We start from the raw sequence: 18,167 nt of genomic DNA, 5'->3' as shown, positions 1-18,167 counted from the left end.
AAATCATGACAAACGCACACGACCAAAACCAGACCAATAATGAAAATACCATTTCCGCCTTTTTTAATGACAATCCCACGTCTGTGGTTTCTGATGACTTTAAAGCAGGTTTTGTGGCGATTGTCGGTCGCCCCAACGTGGGTAAATCCACGCTCATGAACCATTTGCTTGGTCAAAAATTATCCATTACCAGTCGTAAACCACAGACCACACGCCATCGCATTCATGGCATTTTGACCAACGACACTTGCCAAATGGTGTTTGTCGATACTCCTGGTATTCACACTAAAGAAGTTAAGGTAATCAACGAGCGTATGAACAAAACCGCCATGTCCGCCTTATCAGATGTGGATTTGGTGCTGTTTGTGGTGGACAGTGTCCAGTGGCGAGAGGACGACCTTTTGACCCTTGAAAAGTTGTCAGCGACCAATCTGCCTGTGGTGCTTGTCATCAACAAAGCTGACACCATTAAAGATAAATCCAAACTTTTGCCACTCATCGGCGAATACCAAGAAAGTTTTGATTTTGCCGACATTGTGCCTGTGTCCGCCTTGCGTGGGCATAACTTAGATAGGCTTATGGACGTGATTGCAGGCTTTTTGCCGACCCGTCCGCCCATTTTTGACCCCGAGCAGATTACCGACCGCAGTGAGCGGTTTTTGGCGAGCGAGATTATCCGTGAAAAAATCATGCGAGCGTCTGGCGATGAAGTGCCGTACGATTTGACCGTGCAAATTGACACCTTTAAAGACGAGCCTGCTCACAAAGACCCTGAGACGGGCAAATGGCGACGTGCGGTAACGTTTATTGATGCGACCATTTTTGTGGAGCGGGCAGGGCAAAAAACCATTGTCATCGGCGACAAAGGCTCACGCATTAAACAAGTCGGCATAGAAGCCCGTCAAGACATGGAAAAGCTGTTTGACAAAAAAATCATGCTCACCTTGTGGGTCAAAGTCAAAAAAGGGTGGAGCGATGATGAACGGGCATTAAATAGTTTGGGGTATTAAGTTGGGCTTTTAAAATTTGCCAATGTGGGGGCGAATTGCAATTCGCCCTTGATAAATCCATCACTGATACAAAGTTGAGAATAGGGCAAGCCCCTGTATTTTGATACATGCCATTTTACGACATCATTTAAAAAGGAAGACATTCATCATAAGGAAAATCCATGTTCCACACCCTAAAGCACGCTTGGGCAAAGCACCGCCTACCTGCAGGCTCCCCTTATCTGCCCTTATATGAACCGCACCTTGATGAACTGGTTAGCTTTGACTGTGAGACCACAAGCCTTAACGTCAAAGAAGCCCATATCATCTCTATCGGAGCGGTTAAGATTCGGGGCAATCGCATTTTGACAGACGAGAGCTTTTATGTGCTGGTTAAACCCGAAGGCATCATGAGTGCCACTAATGTAACGATACACGGACTACGCCCCAAAGATTTAAAGGATGGCTTGGACACCGAAACGGCAATACGGCAGTTTTTGGACTTTGTCGGTGGGCGACCGCTTGTGGGTTATTTTTTGGAATATGACGTGGCGATGGTCAATAAATTTTTAAAACCAATGGCAGGGATAACCCTACCCCAAAAACAAATAGAAATATCAAGGATTTACCACGCCCAAGAAACTCGCCATAAATATTATGATGCCGAAATTGACCTAAAAATGGCAACGATGATAAACGCCCTAGGCATTCCCGACCTGCCACGCCATGATGCCCTAAATGATGCCATCAACGTAGCGATGATGTATTTGGCTCTTAGGTATCGCAGGGTTTGATGATAACCATTCTTTTTATTAACAAAAAAATTTTGTATAGACTATTGCAATTGCTCACAGTTGTGCTATTCTAAATCAAGGTGTAAGAAACACCTGTAATTTGCAAGGAAGCAATGAATTATTCAAGGGAGAAAACCCATCAAAATCTGCTTTCTTTGCTTTTTTACCAACTTTGGAGAAAGCAATGTCAGAAACTTCAAACACCACTCACACCCCTACAAACACCCCGTCACCCAATGCCCCAGCAGATGCCCAAGGCTATTGGCGTGCCAACGTGCGTATCATCATCGGCTGTTTGGTCGTTTGGGCGGTCGTCTCGCTTGGTTTTGCCATCTTACTTCGCCCCGCCTTGATGGGCATTAGCTTTATGGGAACGGATTTGGGGCTGTGGTTTGGGCAGCAGGGGGCAATTTTGACCTTTGTTGCCTTGATTTTCTTTTATGCATGGCGAATGAATAAATTGGACAAACAATATGGCGTTGAGGAGGACTAAGGATGAGTCAATTTGCTATTAACTTGATTTTTGTGGGGCTGTCCTTTGCCCTGTATTTTGGGATTGCCATTTGGGCAAGAGCAGGCTCAACGAAGGAATTTTATGTCGCAGGTGGCGGTGTTCACCCTGTGGTAAACGGCATGGCGACAGGAGCCGACTGGATGAGTGCCGCGTCCTTTATCTCGATGGCGGGCATGATTGCGATGGGCGGTTATGCAGCGTCTGCTTATCTGATGGGCTGGACGGGTGGATTTGTACTGCTTGCTTTGCTACTTGCTCCATATTTGCGTAAATTTGGTAAATTTACCGTGCCTGACTTTATTGGCGACCGTTTTTACTCAAAACCTGCTCGCTTGATTGCGGTGGTCTGCCTTATCCTAGCATGTACCACTTATGTCATCGGACAGATGACAGGAGCAGGCGTGGCGTTCTCTCGCTTTTTGGAAGTGGATAAAAACACAGGGCTTATCATCGCTGCCATTGTCGTGCTGTTTTATGCGGTACTTGGCGGTATGAAAGGCATTACCTACACGCAGGTGGCTCAATATGTCGTTTTGATGATTGCTTATATCGTTCCTGCGATTTTTATCTCGCTAAACCTAACAGGCAATCCTATTCCTGCTCTTGGTATGTTTGGCACGGTAGAAGGTGGTGAAACCATGCTTGCCAAGCTCGATGGACTGATTACCGACCTAGGCTTTGCCGCTTATACTGCCGATGTGCCTGATAAGCTCAATATGTTCTTATTGACCTTGTCGCTTATGATTGGTACGGCAGGTTTGCCCCACGTTATCATCCGCTTTTTTACGGTAAATAAAGTCTCGGACGCTCGTTCATCAGCAGGTTGGACGCTGGTATTTATCGCCTTGCTATACACCGCCGCCCCTGCGGTGGGCACGATGTCTCGCATGAATTTGGTGGATACTGTATATCCAAATGGCACGCAGTCTGCCCCCATTGAGTACGAAGCTCGCCCTGAGTGGATGAAAAACTGGGAACAAACAGGTCTTTTAAAATTTGAAGACAAAAATAATGATGGCAAAATTGACTACTATAACGACAAGTCAAAAGACGAAGCCTTCCTTGTTGCTGCCGAATCCAAAGGTCTAAAAGGCAATGAGCTTGACGTAAACAACGACATCATGGTGCTTGCCAACCCTGAGATTGCCAACTTGCCACCATGGGTCATCGGTCTGATTGCCGCAGGGGGTATCGCTGCTGCTCTATCTACCGCCGCAGGTTTACTACTTGCCATCTCGTCTGCCATCTCGCACGACCTTATCAAGATGGTTATCAAGCCTGATATTAGCGATAAGGGCGAACTCAATGTTGCTCGCGTCTCGATGATTGTGGCGATTGCGATTGCAACATGGCTTGGCATGAATCCCCCTGGGTTTGCCGCCCAGACGGTTGCCCTTGCCTTTGGTATTGCAGGCTCGTCCTTGTTCCCTGCACTCATGATGGGTATTTTCTCAAAACGCATCAACGACAAAGGAGCGGTGGCAGGTATGCTGGCAGGTCTTATCGTAACGTGCGTGTACATTTTCCTATTCAAAGGCTGGTTCTTTATCCCTGGTACTAATATGCTTGCCGATGACGCATCAGGTTGGATTATGGGGATTAGCCCACTAGGCTTTGGTCCAATCGGAGCCTTGATTAACTTTGTGGTTGCCTTTGCGGTATCGTACATGACCGCACCGCCATCACAAGAGATTCAAGACTTGGTTGAAAGCGTGCGTTATCCAAAAGGAGCGGGTGCTGCTGTTGACCACTAATCGGCTCTTACCAAAAACTGCTTAAAATCTCGGTTTTAGGCAGTTTTTTATATGGATTTGATTTATAATGATAAAAATTTAGGTGTTGTTTAATACGATAATGTTGAGTTTAGACACTGTGTATAACTCTATTTTTTTAAAATATATTTTAAGGGAAAAACATGATGTTTTGGGACATTACGGCAATGATATTTGCAGGCTTTTTATTTGCAGGGCTTGCCATGCCGATTAAGATTTTTTATAAAAAAACGCCAAAATGGTTCATTCCCATCATGGCAGGGCTTGGTATGATGAGTTATCAGGTGTACAGCGAATACCGATGGTTTGGCGATACCAGTGCCAAACTGCCCGATGGAAGCGTGGTGGTGGCAAGCGTGCCAAAGACAACGTGGTTTCGTCCGTGGTCGTACGTTAAGCCCCAAGTGTTTCAATTTGTGGTGCTAGATACCGCCAATGTTGTCAGCCTTGATGAAACAACCAAACAAGCTCAGGTGTATTTTTTTGAAAGACGCTTGCCTGCCCAAAAATTGGACGTGTTATTTGACTGTCAAAAAGGCGTGCAAAGTTATGTGATAAATCGGGATTTTAGCCGTCTTAATTGGCAAAAATTGGACTATGCCGATAAGGCGGTAGGGCTGGTGTGTCGCTAGGCTAGAGCGGAACAGGAAAAAGGGAGGGAAACCAAAAGTATTGTTGATTTTGCCGAAAAATCCGTGTCTAAATGACTTGCCATTAAGACACGGATGTTAAATTGAGAAGTATTCATTGTGATAAGAGCTTGGCAAAACCCGACCCCTGCCCATCATCAAATCACGGTGTTTTGGTAGGCGTGGACGCATCAGCCACAGGCACATCTAGGCGTAGTTGGTCACGGGCTTCTTGTTGGGCATGATAGCCCAGTGCCAAGCTTGTGCAGAAAAATATGGTGGCAAGGATGGCGGTGGTGCGAGTTAGAAAGTTTGCCGAACCTGCCGCCCCAAACACCGTGCCTGCCGCTCCAGAGCCAAAACTTGCCCCAGCATCCGCCCCTTTGCCGTGCTGAATGAGTATGAGACCTGATAAGGCAATGGCGACAATGATATGAATGGCTAAGATAAATGTAAACATGGTGTTCTCGTTATTTTGATTGGCTAAATGCGTGGATAATGGCGGTAAAGCTGTCGGTTTTCAAGGAAGCTCCACCGACCAATGCCCCATCGATGACATCTGATTTGGCAAAGTTGGGGGCGTTTTTGTCGTTCACGCTACCGCCATATAAAATGGGGGTGGTCATACCAAATGTAGCTAATTCGTCTTTGATAAAGCGGTGTGTTTTTTCAATTTCATCAAAGGTTGGGGTAAGCCCCGTGCCAATTGCCCAAACAGGCTCATAAGCGATGATAAGTTTGGCAGCATCGTCATCTGCTTGATTTACAAACGCCTTTAAAATGGCTAATTGGTTTTTTAAAATCCCAAACGTCTCGCCACGCTCATACTCATCTTTGGTCTCGCCAATGCAGTAGATGACCGATAAACCGTGAGCAAAAGCGTGGGCGATTTTGGCGGATAAAATCTTATCGGTCTCGCCATGATATTGACGGCGTTCGGAGTGTCCCACAAGGGTAAAAGTCGCCCCAATATCCGCCACTTGGCAAGCCGATACATCGCCTGTAAATGCCCCTGTCTTAGCCGTCTTATGGGCGATGTCTTGCACGCCGAGCAGGATGCCGTCCGCCAAAGCTGATTTGACAGCTGATAAATGCACAAGGCTCGGCACCACGCCCACAGTACAGCCATCATTGGCAGGCAGGCTTGTGGCAAGGGCGGCCGCGTCTGATACGGCGGCAGGGTTTAACTTCCAGTTGCCGATGACGTATTTTTGACTCATGGGATTTCCTTTGGCTCTATTGTAATTTTAACCTAACAGCATATTATAGCAAACATTCCCCAAAAAATCAGCACACAAATGATGGGCGGTATTATTGGCGGTGTTTTTCCGATAATCCTAAAACTTTGCCCTTTGAGTAAAATTTTATGGCAAAAGCACAGCAAATTTTGTATTTTTGGAGTAAAATAAGCAAAAATATATGCAATTTTCACGCCAATTTTTATCTGATGACACATTTCTTTTAAAATTTGTCGCTCATTTGATTTTAATAAACATTGGCAAATGATTTAGGAAAATATTATGTCCGCTCCGAATTTTGGTGGTTTGGCACACATTTTGGTGTCAAATGGCTTGGTTGCCCCTGATGCCATGACCAAGGCTCTGACCGAAGCCCAGCAGCAAAGCATGGCGATTGTGCCATATTTGGTAGAAAACAAAGTTGCCCCTGCAAATAAGATTGCCAGTCTGCTTGCTCATGAATTTGGCGACCCATTATTTGACCTAAATGCACTGTCTCCTGATGCGGTCAATAAAGAGCTGGTTGATGAGAAAATCATTAATCAGTATGGGGCATTGCCACTCTTTAAACGGGGTAATAAACTTTTTGTGGGTTTGTCCGACCCCACCCGTCTAGATGCCATTGATGCCATCTCCTTTAACGCCAAGCTGACTGTTGAGACCATCGTTGTCGAAGAAGACAAGCTCAAAAAGATGATTGAGAATGTCTACTCAGGCGGTGGCGGACTGGGCAACCTAGGCGATGTTGACCTGTCAGGGGACTTTGATGGTGGGTCAGGTGATGAAGATGATGAAGGTGCTGACGTCAATTCAGGCGGTGGTGAAGATGCCCCTGTGGTCAAGTTCGTTAATAAAATGCTCCTTGATGCCATTCGTATGGGAGCATCGGATTTGCACTTTGAGCCGTATGAGAAGTCTTACCGTGTGCGTTTTCGTGTGGATGGGGTTTTGCAAATCATTAATCGCCCACCAGTACAACTGGCAGGTAAAATCGCCGCTCGTCTTAAAGTCATGTCGCAAATGGACATATCCGAACGCCGAGCTCCCCAGGATGGTCGTATTAAGCTAAAAATCTCCAAAACAAAAGCCATTGACTTTCGTGTGAACTCCTGCCCTACGCTCTTTGGCGAAAAGCTCGTACTGCGTATTCTTGACCCGTCATCAGCGATGCTTGGTATTGATGCACTCGGCTATGAGCCTGACCAAAAAGAGCTGTTCTTAGAAGCTCTTGATAAACCTCAAGGCATGCTACTTATCACAGGTCCGACAGGTTCGGGTAAAACGGTCTCGCTCTATACTGGTCTTAACATCCTAAATACGCCCGAGACCAACATCTCTACCGCCGAAGACCCTGTGGAAATTAACTTAGAAGGGATTAACCAAGTCAACGTCAACCCCAAAGTGGGTCTCACGTTCGCCTCCGCCCTAAAAGCATTCCTACGTCAAGACCCTGACATCGTCATGGTCGGTGAGATTCGTGATTTGGAGACTGCCGAGATTGCCATTAAAGCCGCCCAAACGGGACACATGGTATTATCCACCCTGCACACCAACTCCGCTCCTGAGACCCTAACTCGTCTGCGTAATATGGGCGTGGCATCGTTTAACATTGCCACATCGGTAAACTTAGTGATCGCCCAGCGTCTGGCTCGCCGTCTGTGCAAAAACTGCAAAAAGCCGACCAACGTACCTAAGCAGAGCCTGCTAGAAATGGGCTTTACCGAAGAAGATCTTGCCAATCCTGATAACGTCATCTATGAGCCTGTGGGCTGTTCTGAGTGTCGTGAAGGCTACAAGGGGCGTGTGGGTATCTATGAAGTCATGAAAATCTACCCAAGTATCGCTCGGATTATCATGGAAGACGGTAATGCCATTCAAATCAAAGACGAAGCGATGAAACACGGCTTTCGCGATTTGAGACGCTCGGGTATCATGAAAGTCTTGCAAGGCACGACCAGTATCCAAGAGATGTATCGGGTAACTTCTGAATAACATCGCTTAAACAAAAGCCCTTGTATATTCAAGGGCTTTTGATTGATAAAAACAGGGTAAAAAAGTAAGGGCAATCACGCCCTTATTTTTTGATTATTTACCAGCCTTTAACCACACCGTCTTTAAATTGGTTTTTGGCTTCGGCTTCTACCTCATCAGACTGATAGGCTTGAACGAAGTTTTTGATGGCGTCCGAGTCTTTGTTGTCGGCACGGGCAACGATGATGTTCACATAAGGCGAATCTTTGTCTTCAACAAATACGCCGTCATTAGCGGTTAGACCCACTTGACCTGCATAAGTGTTGTTCACCACTGCCAAATCCACGTCATCTAAGGCACGAGCGGCGACTGATGTATCCACTTCTTTGATTTCAAGTTTTTTGGGGTTCTCTACGATGTCAAGCGATGTTGAGAATAGGTTGGTGTTGTCTTTTAGCTTGATAAGCCCTTGTTTTTCAAGTAAAATGAGTGCACGAGCTAGGTTTGACGGGTCGTTTGGCACTGCCACGATAGCACCGTCTTTAAGTTCGCTTATGCTTTTGATTTTCCTAGAATAGCCCGCCAGTGGATATACAAAGGTATTGCCTACGATGACCAGATTATCCAGCTTTTTCTCTTGGCTGTCTTTGTCAAGATAGGGCTTGTGTTGCATGGCGTTGGCGTCTAGGTCGCACTTGGATACGGCGGTGTTGGGTAAGGCGTAGTCGTTGAACTCAACGTATTCTACCACCAGACCGTATTTTTCCTGGGCGACTTTGGCGGCCACTTCGGCAACTTTATGTTCAGGTCCACTCATCACGCCCACTTTGATTTTGTTAGGGTCGCCAGCAGGGCAAGCTTTTACCGTTGTGGTTTGGGTGGTTGTGTCGGTTTTGGTGTCGGTTTGGGTAGGTTTGTCGCCACCACAGCCGACCAGGGCAATGCCTGACGCTAAGGCACACAGACCAAAAAATTTGTTTGCTTTCATAAGGGTTCTCTGTTTAAAAGGAATGATATTTATCTGTTTGTCAATTTAAAATCATTGAATTTATCAAATGACAAAATCATGACAACAATAAATTTTAGTATATTAAAGCAAAAAATTAGCCAAACTTCAATATGAATTTTGGCTAAAATTTTGACAAAAGGTTATGCCATTTTGGCATATCATCTATGGTCAAACCGCTCGGCAAGCATATCCCCCGCCTTTTGGCATATCATGACAATCGCCACGATGATGACGGTCGCTATCCATTTGACATAGACCATACCACGATGTTCGCCATAGCTGATAGCAAGGTTGCCCAGACCGCCACCGCCCACCACGCCTGCCATTGCCGAGTAGCCGATGAGCGAGACGAGAGTGAGCGTTATGGCGTTGATGAGTATGGGTAGGCTTTCGGGGAAGTAGTATTTGGTGATGATTTGCCAGTTGGTCGCCCCCATGGCATGAGCCGATTCGGTCAAGCCTGTGGCGATTTCTGCCAAAGCATTGGCGGTAAGCCTTGCCACAAAAGGAATGGCGGCCATGGCAAGTGGCACAATGGCGGCGGTCGTGCCGAGCGTTGTCCCCACAATCAGACGAGTAAAGGGCAATAAAATAATGAGCAAAATGATAAACGGCACCGACCGCCCCACGTTGATAACCACGTCCAATATGGCAAATAAAGGCTTGTTCGCCAAAATCCGCCCCTTGCCCGTCAAAAACGCCACAAACCCAAGCGGTAGCCCCACCAGCACCGATATGGCGGTAGAGACCAGTCCCATATAGACCGTCTCGTAAGTGGACTTATAGACCATTTGCCACATTTGGGGGGTCAGCTCGCTCATAAAGCCTTGATAAATCTCATGCCACATGGCCTAACACCTCAAATCCAACATGATGTTCTGTAAAAAACGCCAACGCCTCCACGCACGCCGTCCGCTCGCCAATCATTTGGCTTATGGTTACGCCAAACTTGACACCGCCCACATAGTCCATTTGTGAAGTCAAAATGTTAAATGCCACGCCAAATCGCCGTGTCGCCTCCGAAAAGAGCGGACTGTCCACCGTTTTGCCACTAAATTCAAAGCGTATCACAGGATAAGTGCCGTCCGTCTCATGGGTGTGCAGGCGTGCCAAAAATTCATCAGGTAGGCTTACATGAAAAGTCGCCTTGATAAAGTCATGGGCAAGCTCGGTTTGGGGATTGGCAAAAATCTGCCCCACCGTGCCTTGCTCCACCAACACGCCCTTGTCAATGACCGCCACTTTATCACAAATGCGTTTGACCACGTCCATTTCGTGCGTGATGAGCAGTATGGTGATGCCAAGCTCGCTGTTGATTTTTTTTAATAAATCCAAAATCGCCCCTGTTGTGGCAGGGTCTAAGGCACTGGTTGCCTCGTCGCAAAGTAGTACCTTGGGGTCGGTTGCCAACGCTCGAGCAATGGCGACACGCTGTTTTTGACCGCCTGATAAGCTAGACGGATAGGCGTGATGACGCTCGGATAAGCCCACCAAATCAAGCAGGGAGCTTACCTTTTCTTTGATGACGTGTTTGGGCGTGCCAGACAGTTCAAGGCTTAAAGCGACATTATCAAACACCGTGCGAGATGAGAGCAAATTAAACTGCTGAAAAATCATGCCGATATGACGGCGAGCCTTGATAAGGGCGGTGTTATCTAGACTCATCAAGTCCACACCGTCCACAAACACGTGTCCTGTCGTGGGGCGTTCTAGGAGGTTCACACAGCGAATGAGCGTGGATTTACCTGCTCCGCTGGCTCCAATCACACCAAAAATCTCGCCCTTTGCCACCGTCAAATCGGTCGGTTGTAGGGCGGTAAAGGTTGTGGGTTTGCCGTCTTTTTTTATGGCGAAAGTTTTGCTAACGCCTTGTAATCTTATCATAATGGGTAAATTTGGGGAAATTAGCTATTATAGCATGGATTGGGCGAGTGTTATGGCAAAAATTGATGAATTGGTAGGTTTGTGATAACAATTGTCATGTTGATGCTCGCTTGCTGATATCAAAAACATCAGTGTCAATTTTTAAAGAAGCTTTCATGTGGTAGACTGTCCAAAATTTACGCAAAATTACATTTTACCGAACGCATTCGCACAACCACGACAGTTGCAACAATATAGTAACATTTTTAAAATTTCTAGGTTAAATCACGCACAAGACTGCCGATGATTTTACATTTTGTGGCTATCACACGCCCCAAAAATCCCCTATCATACATCCATCGCCAACGAGAGATGAATACTAAATGAATGCTTGATATCTGTTGAACCAAGATGATAAGCATGAATGACGTAACATGGTTGGTGCCGTGGGTAAAGCTAATTTTGGATGATTTTAATGATGATTTGCTAGGTTGTTATGTTAGTTTAAATAATGAATAAAATCAACGTTAAATGAAAATAGAGTTTCACTTCGCCCAAATCAGTAATAACCAAGTAACAAACCCATTTTAATAAGGAATTCATCATGAGTAATTATGACCATATCGATCGTGACGTTGTAAAAAATATGTCCGATGAGACTAAAGCAGACCTAAACGCTGACCCAATCACAGGCGAGCCAGGTTCACACCCAGTGGGCACGGCAGTCGGCGGCTTAGGCGGTGCAGCCGCAGGGGCAGCCATTGGTGCATTGGCAGGTCCACTAGGGGCGCTTATTGGCGGTGCCGTGGGTGCAATCGTTGGTGGTGGTGCAGGCAGTGCCGCAGGCGAAGCCTTTGACCCAACCATTGAAGAAGCCTACTGGCGTGCTCACTATGCCACATCGCCCGCTTATGTAGCAGGTTATGATTATGACCGTGACTACCTACCTGCTTATGCCGTAGGTTATGCTAACCGCCCACATTATCCTGCTGATGCTCGCTTTGAAGATCATGAAAATGATTTGGAGCGTTCATGGAATGAAGTTAAAGGCGAATCACGTCTGGCGTGGGAACAAGCCAAACTTGCTGCTCGTGATGCATGGTATCGTGTAAAGTACTAAGAAGTGCTAAATAATAAGTTAAATTTGCCTGATTAATTTTAATTGGGTTCATAAAATAAAACCACTTAAATGCTCTGCATTTAGGTGGTTTTTTGTGCTGTTTTATCATTGTAAATTTTGGTTATTGCTATTTCAAATTTTAAAAATACCCCCATTTATAAACCTATCGTATTTTAAATACCTAAACATTTATCAAAATATTAAAAGGCATATCATGGCACACGAATACATCAGTATCAAAGGGGCAAAAACCCACAACCTAAAAGACATCAACGTGGACATTCCACGAGACAAGTTAGTCGTGATTACAGGTTTATCAGGTTCGGGCAAATCATCGCTCGCCTTTGATACGCTCTACGCCGAAGGGCAAAGACGTTATGTGGAGAGCTTGTCCGCTTATGCTCGCCAGTTTCTATCGCAAATGGAAAAGCCTGACGTGGACAGCATAGAAGGCTTATCCCCCGCCATTGCCATTGAACAAAAATCAACCAACCATAACCCCCGCTCCACCGTCGGCACGATTACCGAAGTGTATGATTATCTGCGTTTGCTATTTGCTCGTGTCGGCACGCCTCATTGTCCTGAACACGGCTTGCCCATGGTCGCCCAAACCGTGAGCGAAATGGTGGACGACATTCTTGCCAAACCTGACGGCACTCGTCTCATGCTCCTTGCCCCTGTCGTGCGTGAGCGTAAGGGCGAGCATATTGCCCTATTGGAGGGCTTACAGGCACAGGGCTTTACCAAAGTTCGCATTGACGGGGTAGTCTATGACATGGACGAGCTGCCCACCCTTGCCAAAACGCACAAACACACCATAGACGTGGTGGTAGATAGATTTAAGGTGCGAGGTGATTTGGGCAATCGTGTGGCGGAGAGTTTGGAGACCACGTTACGTCTAGGCTCGGACATTGCCATTTTGCATAACATGGACGATGAGAGCGAGACGGTGCTGTCCGCCAAGCACTCTTGCCCTACCTGTGATAGGGCGGTGAGTGAGTTAGAGCCACGCCTGTTTAGCTTTAACAATCCCGCTGGAGCGTGTCCGTCCTGCGATGGGCTTGGCAAACGCCAGTATTTCTCTGCCGAACGTATCGTTACCGAACCTGCCAAATCCTTAAATCAAGGGGCGATACACGGTTGGGACAAACGCCATGCGTATTATTTTGGGCTATTGACAACCGTTTGCACGCATTTTGGCATTGACATGGATAAGCCGTGGCAAGACTTAACCAAAAAAGAGCAAACTATCATTTTAAACGGTTCGGGCAAAGAAAAACTGACCTTTAATTTTACCGATGAGCGTGGGCGTAAAACAACCAAAACCGTGCCATTTGAAGGGATTTTACCGTACCTAGAACGCCGTTATCACAGCACCACAAGTAACATCGTGCGAGATGAGCTGGCTCAATATTTATCCGATACGACTTGTAACGTGTGTCATGGTGTTCGCCTAAATGACATCGCCCGCAACGTCAAAGTGGACGGACGGGGCGTGGGCGACATCATTGCCCTGCCAATAGGGCAAGCGTGGGAATATTATGAAAACCTGCACATCGGCGGACACAAAGGCGAAGTAGCGGATAAGATTTTTAAAGAAATTCGTGAGCGTTTGGGCTTTTTGACCAAAGTGGGGCTAGAATATTTGACCCTTGCCCGCTCTGCCGAGACGTTATCGGGCGGAGAAGCTCAGCGTATCAGGCTAGCGAGCCAGATCGGGGCAGGGCTTATGGGGGTTATGTATGTGCTTGATGAGCCGTCCATTGGCTTACACCAACGAGACAATGACCGCCTGCTATCCACGCTGACGCACCTGCGAGACCTAGGCAATACCGTCATTGTCGTGGAGCATGACGAAGACGCCATTCGCACCGCTGACCATATTATTGATATTGGTGTGGGGGCAGGCGTGCATGGGGGACGTGTGATTGCCACAGGGACGGCGGACGAGATTGCCAAAAATGATGATTCATTAACAGGACAATATTTATCTGGCAAAAAACGCATTGAGATTCCCAAAATCCGCCACAGTGCCAAGACAGGCGAGATTAAAAAAGGCAAAAAAACCATTACCGAACCCTTATATATCCGCCTAGACGGAGCCAAGGGCAATAATCTAAAAAATGTCAACCTAGCCATCCCAATCGGTGTCATGACCTGTATCACAGGCGTATCAGGCTCAGGCAAATCCACGCTCATCAACCGCACGCTGATGCCACTGTCTGCCACGCACCTAAATAACGCAACCACGCTTGTGCCTGAGCCGTATGACAAAATCACAGGGCTTGAACACCTTGATAAAATGGTGGACATAGACCAAAGCCCAATCGGTCGCACGCCACGCTCCAACCCTGCCACTTATACGGGCGTGTTTACGCTCATCAGAGACCTGTTTACCCAGACCCCCGAAGCTCGAGCAAGGGGCTATAAGGCAGGGCGGTTTAGCTTTAACGTCAAGGGCGGTCGCTGTGAAGCCTGTCAAGGGGACGGTATGATAAAGGTGGAAATGCACTTTTTGCCCGATATGTATGTGCCGTGCGATGTCTGTGCAGGCAAACGCTACAATCGTGAGACCCTAGAAGTCCACTATAAGGGCAAATCCATATCGGACGTGCTTGCCATGACGGTAGAAGATGCGTTGGCGTTTTTTGAAGCAATCCCTGCCATTCATCGCAAATTAGAAGCCCTGATGCAGGTGGGCTTGGGCTACATTCAGCTTGGGCAATCCGCCACGACATTGTCAGGGGGCGAAGCCCAAAGGGTGAAACTTGCCAAAGAGCTTGCCAAACGAGACACAGGGCAAACCCTTTATATCCTAGATGAGCCGACCACAGGCTTGCATTTTGAAGACATTGCCAAACTGCTTGACATTTTGCATGCTCTGCGTGATAAAGGCAACACGGTGGTGGTTATTGAGCATAACCTAGACGTCATCAAGACCGCCGACCACATTGTGGATTTAGGTTATGAAGGTGGCTCGGGTGGGGGCGAGATTGTCGCCACAGGCACGCCCGAACAAGTGGCACAAGACGAAAAGTCGCATACAGGGCGGTTTTTAAAAATGGTGTTGGATAAGGGTTGATGAAAAAATCCAAACTGCTTAAACTGACCCTAACCGCCTTGGCATTGTTATTGATACCAAGACGAAGTAGTCTCAATCCGCCAAAAAGGTAGCCCATGTACTTATTTGACACCCACACCCATTTTGACGTACCCGAATATGACAATAAGCGAGATGACTACAACCGCACCGCTTTTACGCATGGCGTGCGTCATGTGGTGCTTATCGGCTATTTGGCAAAGTATTTTGACAGAATGAGACAGGTCAAATACTATGCCGATGACCATTATTCAATCAAGCATCATTTGGCGTGTGGCTTGCACCCGTTATATATCAAAAAGCATGGCGATGATGACTTGTATATTTTAGATAATTATCTAAACAAATATCCCAACATTGCCATTGGTGAGATAGGGCTTGATACTTATTCTGATGAATTAAAATCGGTGGATAATTATAATAAGCAATGCCGTTTTTTTATAGAGCAAATCGGCTTATCAAAAACGCATGATTTACCCATTTTATTGCACATTCGCAAATCACACGCCGATACCCTAAAACTTTTAAAGATGCAAAAATACAACGCCTACAATCAAGGCGGTATTGCTCATAGTTTTAGCGGTGGCGAAAATGAAGCGTTGCATTTTGCCAAATTGGGTTTTAAAATTGGCATTACAGGGCAAATCACCAACCCCAATGCCAAAAAATTACGCCAAGCAGTAAAAACGGTTTTTGATAAAATTGGTATATCTGCTTTTGTTATTGAGACCGATTGCCCTGATATGAACCCTATTCCTGCTCAAATAGGCGGTAATTATTTTAATGAGCCAAAAAATTTAATATATGTTTTAGATGAGTTATCGGTATTATTTAATATGGATAAAGAAAAATTGGCATATAAACTTTGGCAAAATAGCAATGACGCATTTAAAACTAATTTTGACTATTGTTAAATGATTTTTGAAAATGATAATAAGGTAGGGGCGAATTGCAATTCGCTCAAAATGTAAAGTAAAAATTGGTAGGGTGTGTATTACGCACCATGAAATGATTTAATCTTAATTTAAAATACCTACTCATCAATTATTTAATAATTATTTTTAGGTTATAGGGGTAATTTATTTACCCAAAATTTAAAGAGTAAAAATAAAATGATCAACCGCAGATTTACAGGCACCTGCACGCTATATCAAGATGATTTTGATAAATTTAGCAATGCCCACGTTATCATCATCGGTATCGGTGGCGTGGGGTCGTGGGCGACAGAAGCCCTTGCTCGCACCGGCATAGGCGAGCTGACGCTCATTGACATGGACGTGTTGGTGGAGAGTAATGTCAATCGCCAACTGCCCGCCCTAACGGACACCTTTGGTGAATCCAAAATCGGCGAGATGACAAAGCGAGTGGTAGGCATCAATCCTGCTATCAAAATCAATGCCATTGATGAATTTATCACGCCTGATAATATCGATAATCTATTACCAAGTATTGATGTCATAAAAGAATACAAAGCCAAAAAAAGACCGCTCATTATATTAGACTGTGTGGACGATATGAATGCCAAATTGGCAATCGCCTTATACTGCCGATTTAATAAGGTTAAGCTCATCATATCAGGCGGAGCAGGGGGCAAAATTGACCCTTTACAAATAAAGGTAAGTGATTTAAAAGACGTCTATCAAGACCCCTTACTTGCCAAATTACGCCAAAATCTAAGAGATAAAAATATCAATAAATCTTTAAAGGAAAAGTTTGGCATGAAGTGTGTCTATTCATCCGAACCCCTAAAACTTGCCAATGCCTGCGAGAGTGGGCTTAACTGTGGTGGCTATGGCTCGGCAGTAACGGTAACGGCAAGCGTGGGCATGATAATGGCAAGCGAATGTTTAAAGATGATTGGTAATTTTTAACTTTATCTGTTATTATCTCAATTTGGCAATTAATAAATTCACAAAAAATGAAGTTATCTTATGAAAATTTTACAATCCAAACATTATCATCCAAAAAAGATTTTTAATGAAGTCTATATGGACAATCAATATCAAATCGTGGCACAGGATTTGGAGCGTTCTACGTCCACGCATGACAACCCTTATTATCAGCTTTTATCGTCCATTTTACCCAGTGTTGATTTTCATGATATGGTGATTAAAAAAGACAAATTAGTGGATTTTGTTAAATGTACCGATTATCATCCTGTGGCGTTTGACAAAAAGAACCATGTATTTTATGAAAATGAAATTTGCTATTTTTATGATAAATATGACTTATTTATTGTCGCCAGCGAAAACCTAAGCAATGAATATGACAAAACCATTATTGAATCAGGATTTTTGCGAATAGACCATATTTTTTATGACCCAAGAAATGAGCATTCATTAACCAATATTCGCTCTTTTTTTTAATGAGTATTTGCAAAAATACATCTCAAAAGATAGTAAAGTATTGCTATTATTAAAAGAAGGGCGAGATTTGGTATTTAAGCATCAAGGCATTAAACCTTATACGCTTGATTTGCAGACAATGTATAATGACGACTTTTTGCCTGTTCATGCTAAAATTAAAGATGAATTGGCACAAGGAAAAAAAGGCGTGGTGTTATTGCACGGCTTGGCAGGGACGGGCAAGACTAATTATATCAAATGGCTCACCGCCCAAATTCCCGATAAGGATTTTATCTTTGTGCCAAATAATATGATTGGCGAGCTTGCCAAACCTGAATTTATGAGTATGCTTATTGAGCAAAAAAATTCGGTATTGGTATTAGAAGACTGCGAAAATTATATTGCCGAGCGTGTCGGCGGTGGCAATCAAACGGATGTGGTGGGCATTATTCTAAATATCGCTGATGGGATATTGTCAGACGTATTAGAATGCCAGTTTATTTGTACCTTTAATGCCGATTTAATGGATATTGACCATGCTTTATTAAGGCGTGGGCGACTCATTGCTGAATATCAATTTGGTAAATTGTCTATTGAAAAATGCAATGCCTATCTAAAATCCATTGGCAAAGATATTACAGTGGATAAAGAGATGACCCTTGCCGAATTAACCCATATTGATGAAAAAGAATATAAAGCGGTTGATGATAAAAAAGTGGGATTTGGGTTTGTTTAAATCTATTGGTGTTAAATTTTAGATAGATGAATAAGGGTAATTAAATTTGCCCTTATTTTTTATATTAATTTTTGGCAGTGGTTCAAA

Annotated in this window: 17 protein-coding genes; 12 read left to right on the top strand and 5 right to left on the bottom strand. The window is 45.0% G+C overall.

Annotated elements, in window-relative coordinates:
• Positions 1–5: 5 nt before the first annotated feature.
• The 5 genes from era to B0182_RS09085 all read left to right on the top strand — a co-directional run bounded on the left by era (position 6) and on the right by B0182_RS09085 (position 4,701).
• Positions 6–1,010 (top strand): GTPase Era, encoded by a 1,005-nt coding sequence (era, locus tag B0182_RS09105; protein ID WP_078274634.1) that lies wholly within the window; start codon positions 6–8, stop codon positions 1,008–1,010.
• 161 nt (positions 1,011–1,171) lie between these two features.
• Entirely contained in the window at positions 1,172–1,783 is a 612-nt protein-coding gene (locus B0182_RS09100; RefSeq protein ID WP_078274633.1) for a 3'-5' exonuclease, read from the top strand.
• Positions 1,784–1,967: 184 nt separating this feature from the next.
• Positions 1,968–2,276, top strand: a complete 309-nt coding sequence (locus B0182_RS09095) for a DUF4212 domain-containing protein (RefSeq protein ID WP_078274632.1) — start codon at positions 1,968–1,970, stop codon at positions 2,274–2,276.
• A gap of 2 nt (positions 2,277–2,278) precedes the next feature.
• A complete protein-coding gene (locus B0182_RS09090; protein WP_078274631.1) occupies positions 2,279–4,051 on the top strand; it encodes a sodium:solute symporter family protein in 1,773 nt (590 codons plus the stop codon).
• A 161-nt stretch (positions 4,052–4,212) separates the two neighbouring features.
• Positions 4,213–4,701, top strand: a complete 489-nt coding sequence (locus B0182_RS09085) for a hypothetical protein (RefSeq protein WP_078274630.1) — start codon at positions 4,213–4,215, stop codon at positions 4,699–4,701.
• 160 nt (positions 4,702–4,861) lie between these two features.
• Here the strand turns inward: B0182_RS09085 and secG are convergent, their stop codons facing one another.
• A complete protein-coding gene (gene secG, locus B0182_RS09080) occupies positions 4,862–5,158 on the bottom strand; it encodes a preprotein translocase subunit SecG (RefSeq protein ID WP_078274629.1) in 297 nt (98 codons plus the stop codon).
• Between the two features lie 10 nt (positions 5,159–5,168).
• A complete protein-coding gene (tpiA, locus tag B0182_RS09075; protein WP_078274628.1) occupies positions 5,169–5,918 on the bottom strand; it encodes a triose-phosphate isomerase in 750 nt (249 codons plus the stop codon).
• Positions 5,919–6,218: 300 nt separating this feature from the next.
• On the opposite strand from tpiA, the gene pilB reads away from it, so the two are divergent.
• Positions 6,219–7,928, top strand: coding sequence for a type IV-A pilus assembly ATPase PilB (gene pilB, locus B0182_RS09070; RefSeq protein WP_078274627.1), 1,710 nt, complete (start codon positions 6,219–6,221; stop codon positions 7,926–7,928).
• 97 nt (positions 7,929–8,025) lie between these two features.
• Here the strand turns inward: pilB and B0182_RS09065 are convergent, their stop codons facing one another.
• From B0182_RS09065 to metN, 3 genes are all read right to left on the bottom strand, one after another.
• Positions 8,026–8,895 carry a MetQ/NlpA family lipoprotein gene (locus B0182_RS09065; protein WP_078274626.1) on the bottom strand — a complete coding sequence of 290 codons (870 nt, stop codon included), beginning with the start codon at positions 8,893–8,895 and terminating at the stop codon, positions 8,026–8,028.
• 179 nt (positions 8,896–9,074) lie between these two features.
• Entirely contained in the window at positions 9,075–9,764 is a 690-nt protein-coding gene (locus tag B0182_RS09060; RefSeq protein ID WP_078274625.1) for a methionine ABC transporter permease, read from the bottom strand.
• On the bottom strand, positions 9,754–10,800 hold the full coding sequence (gene metN / locus B0182_RS09055) for a methionine ABC transporter ATP-binding protein MetN (RefSeq protein WP_078274624.1): 1,047 nt from the start codon (positions 10,798–10,800) through the stop codon (positions 9,754–9,756). The genes B0182_RS09060 and metN overlap by 11 nt, the downstream gene beginning before the upstream one ends.
• Before the next feature lie 583 nt (positions 10,801–11,383).
• Here metN and B0182_RS09050 point away from each other — a divergent pair.
• The 6 genes from B0182_RS09050 to B0182_RS14905 all read left to right on the top strand — a co-directional run bounded on the left by B0182_RS09050 (position 11,384) and on the right by B0182_RS14905 (position 18,080).
• Positions 11,384–11,899 carry a hypothetical protein gene (locus B0182_RS09050; RefSeq protein ID WP_078274623.1) on the top strand — a complete coding sequence of 172 codons (516 nt, stop codon included), beginning with the start codon at positions 11,384–11,386 and terminating at the stop codon, positions 11,897–11,899.
• Positions 11,900–12,113: 214 nt separating this feature from the next.
• On the top strand, positions 12,114–14,981 hold the full coding sequence (uvrA, locus tag B0182_RS09045; RefSeq protein ID WP_078274622.1) for an excinuclease ABC subunit UvrA: 2,868 nt from the start codon (positions 12,114–12,116) through the stop codon (positions 14,979–14,981).
• Between the two features lie 95 nt (positions 14,982–15,076).
• Entirely contained in the window at positions 15,077–15,913 is an 837-nt protein-coding gene (locus B0182_RS09040) for a TatD family hydrolase (RefSeq protein ID WP_078274621.1), read from the top strand.
• A gap of 198 nt (positions 15,914–16,111) precedes the next feature.
• Positions 16,112–16,870 carry a tRNA threonylcarbamoyladenosine dehydratase gene (locus B0182_RS09035; RefSeq protein WP_078274620.1) on the top strand — a complete coding sequence of 253 codons (759 nt, stop codon included), beginning with the start codon at positions 16,112–16,114 and terminating at the stop codon, positions 16,868–16,870.
• Between the two features lie 60 nt (positions 16,871–16,930).
• Positions 16,931–17,365: a hypothetical protein gene (locus B0182_RS14910; RefSeq protein ID WP_228157747.1), complete on the top strand. Its 435-nt coding sequence runs from the start codon at positions 16,931–16,933 to the stop codon at positions 17,363–17,365.
• A gap of 7 nt (positions 17,366–17,372) precedes the next feature.
• On the top strand, positions 17,373–18,080 hold the full coding sequence (locus B0182_RS14905) for an AAA family ATPase (protein WP_244893670.1): 708 nt from the start codon (positions 17,373–17,375) through the stop codon (positions 18,078–18,080).
• The last annotated feature ends 87 nt before the right edge of the window (positions 18,081–18,167 follow it).

It is taken from the genome of Moraxella bovis (genome assembly GCF_002014975.1).
GTDB classification, from domain to species: Bacteria; Pseudomonadota; Gammaproteobacteria; order Pseudomonadales; family Moraxellaceae; genus Moraxella; species Moraxella bovis.
Note: the sequence above shows the minus strand (reverse complement) of the source record. Positions and strands in the feature narration are given on the sequence as shown.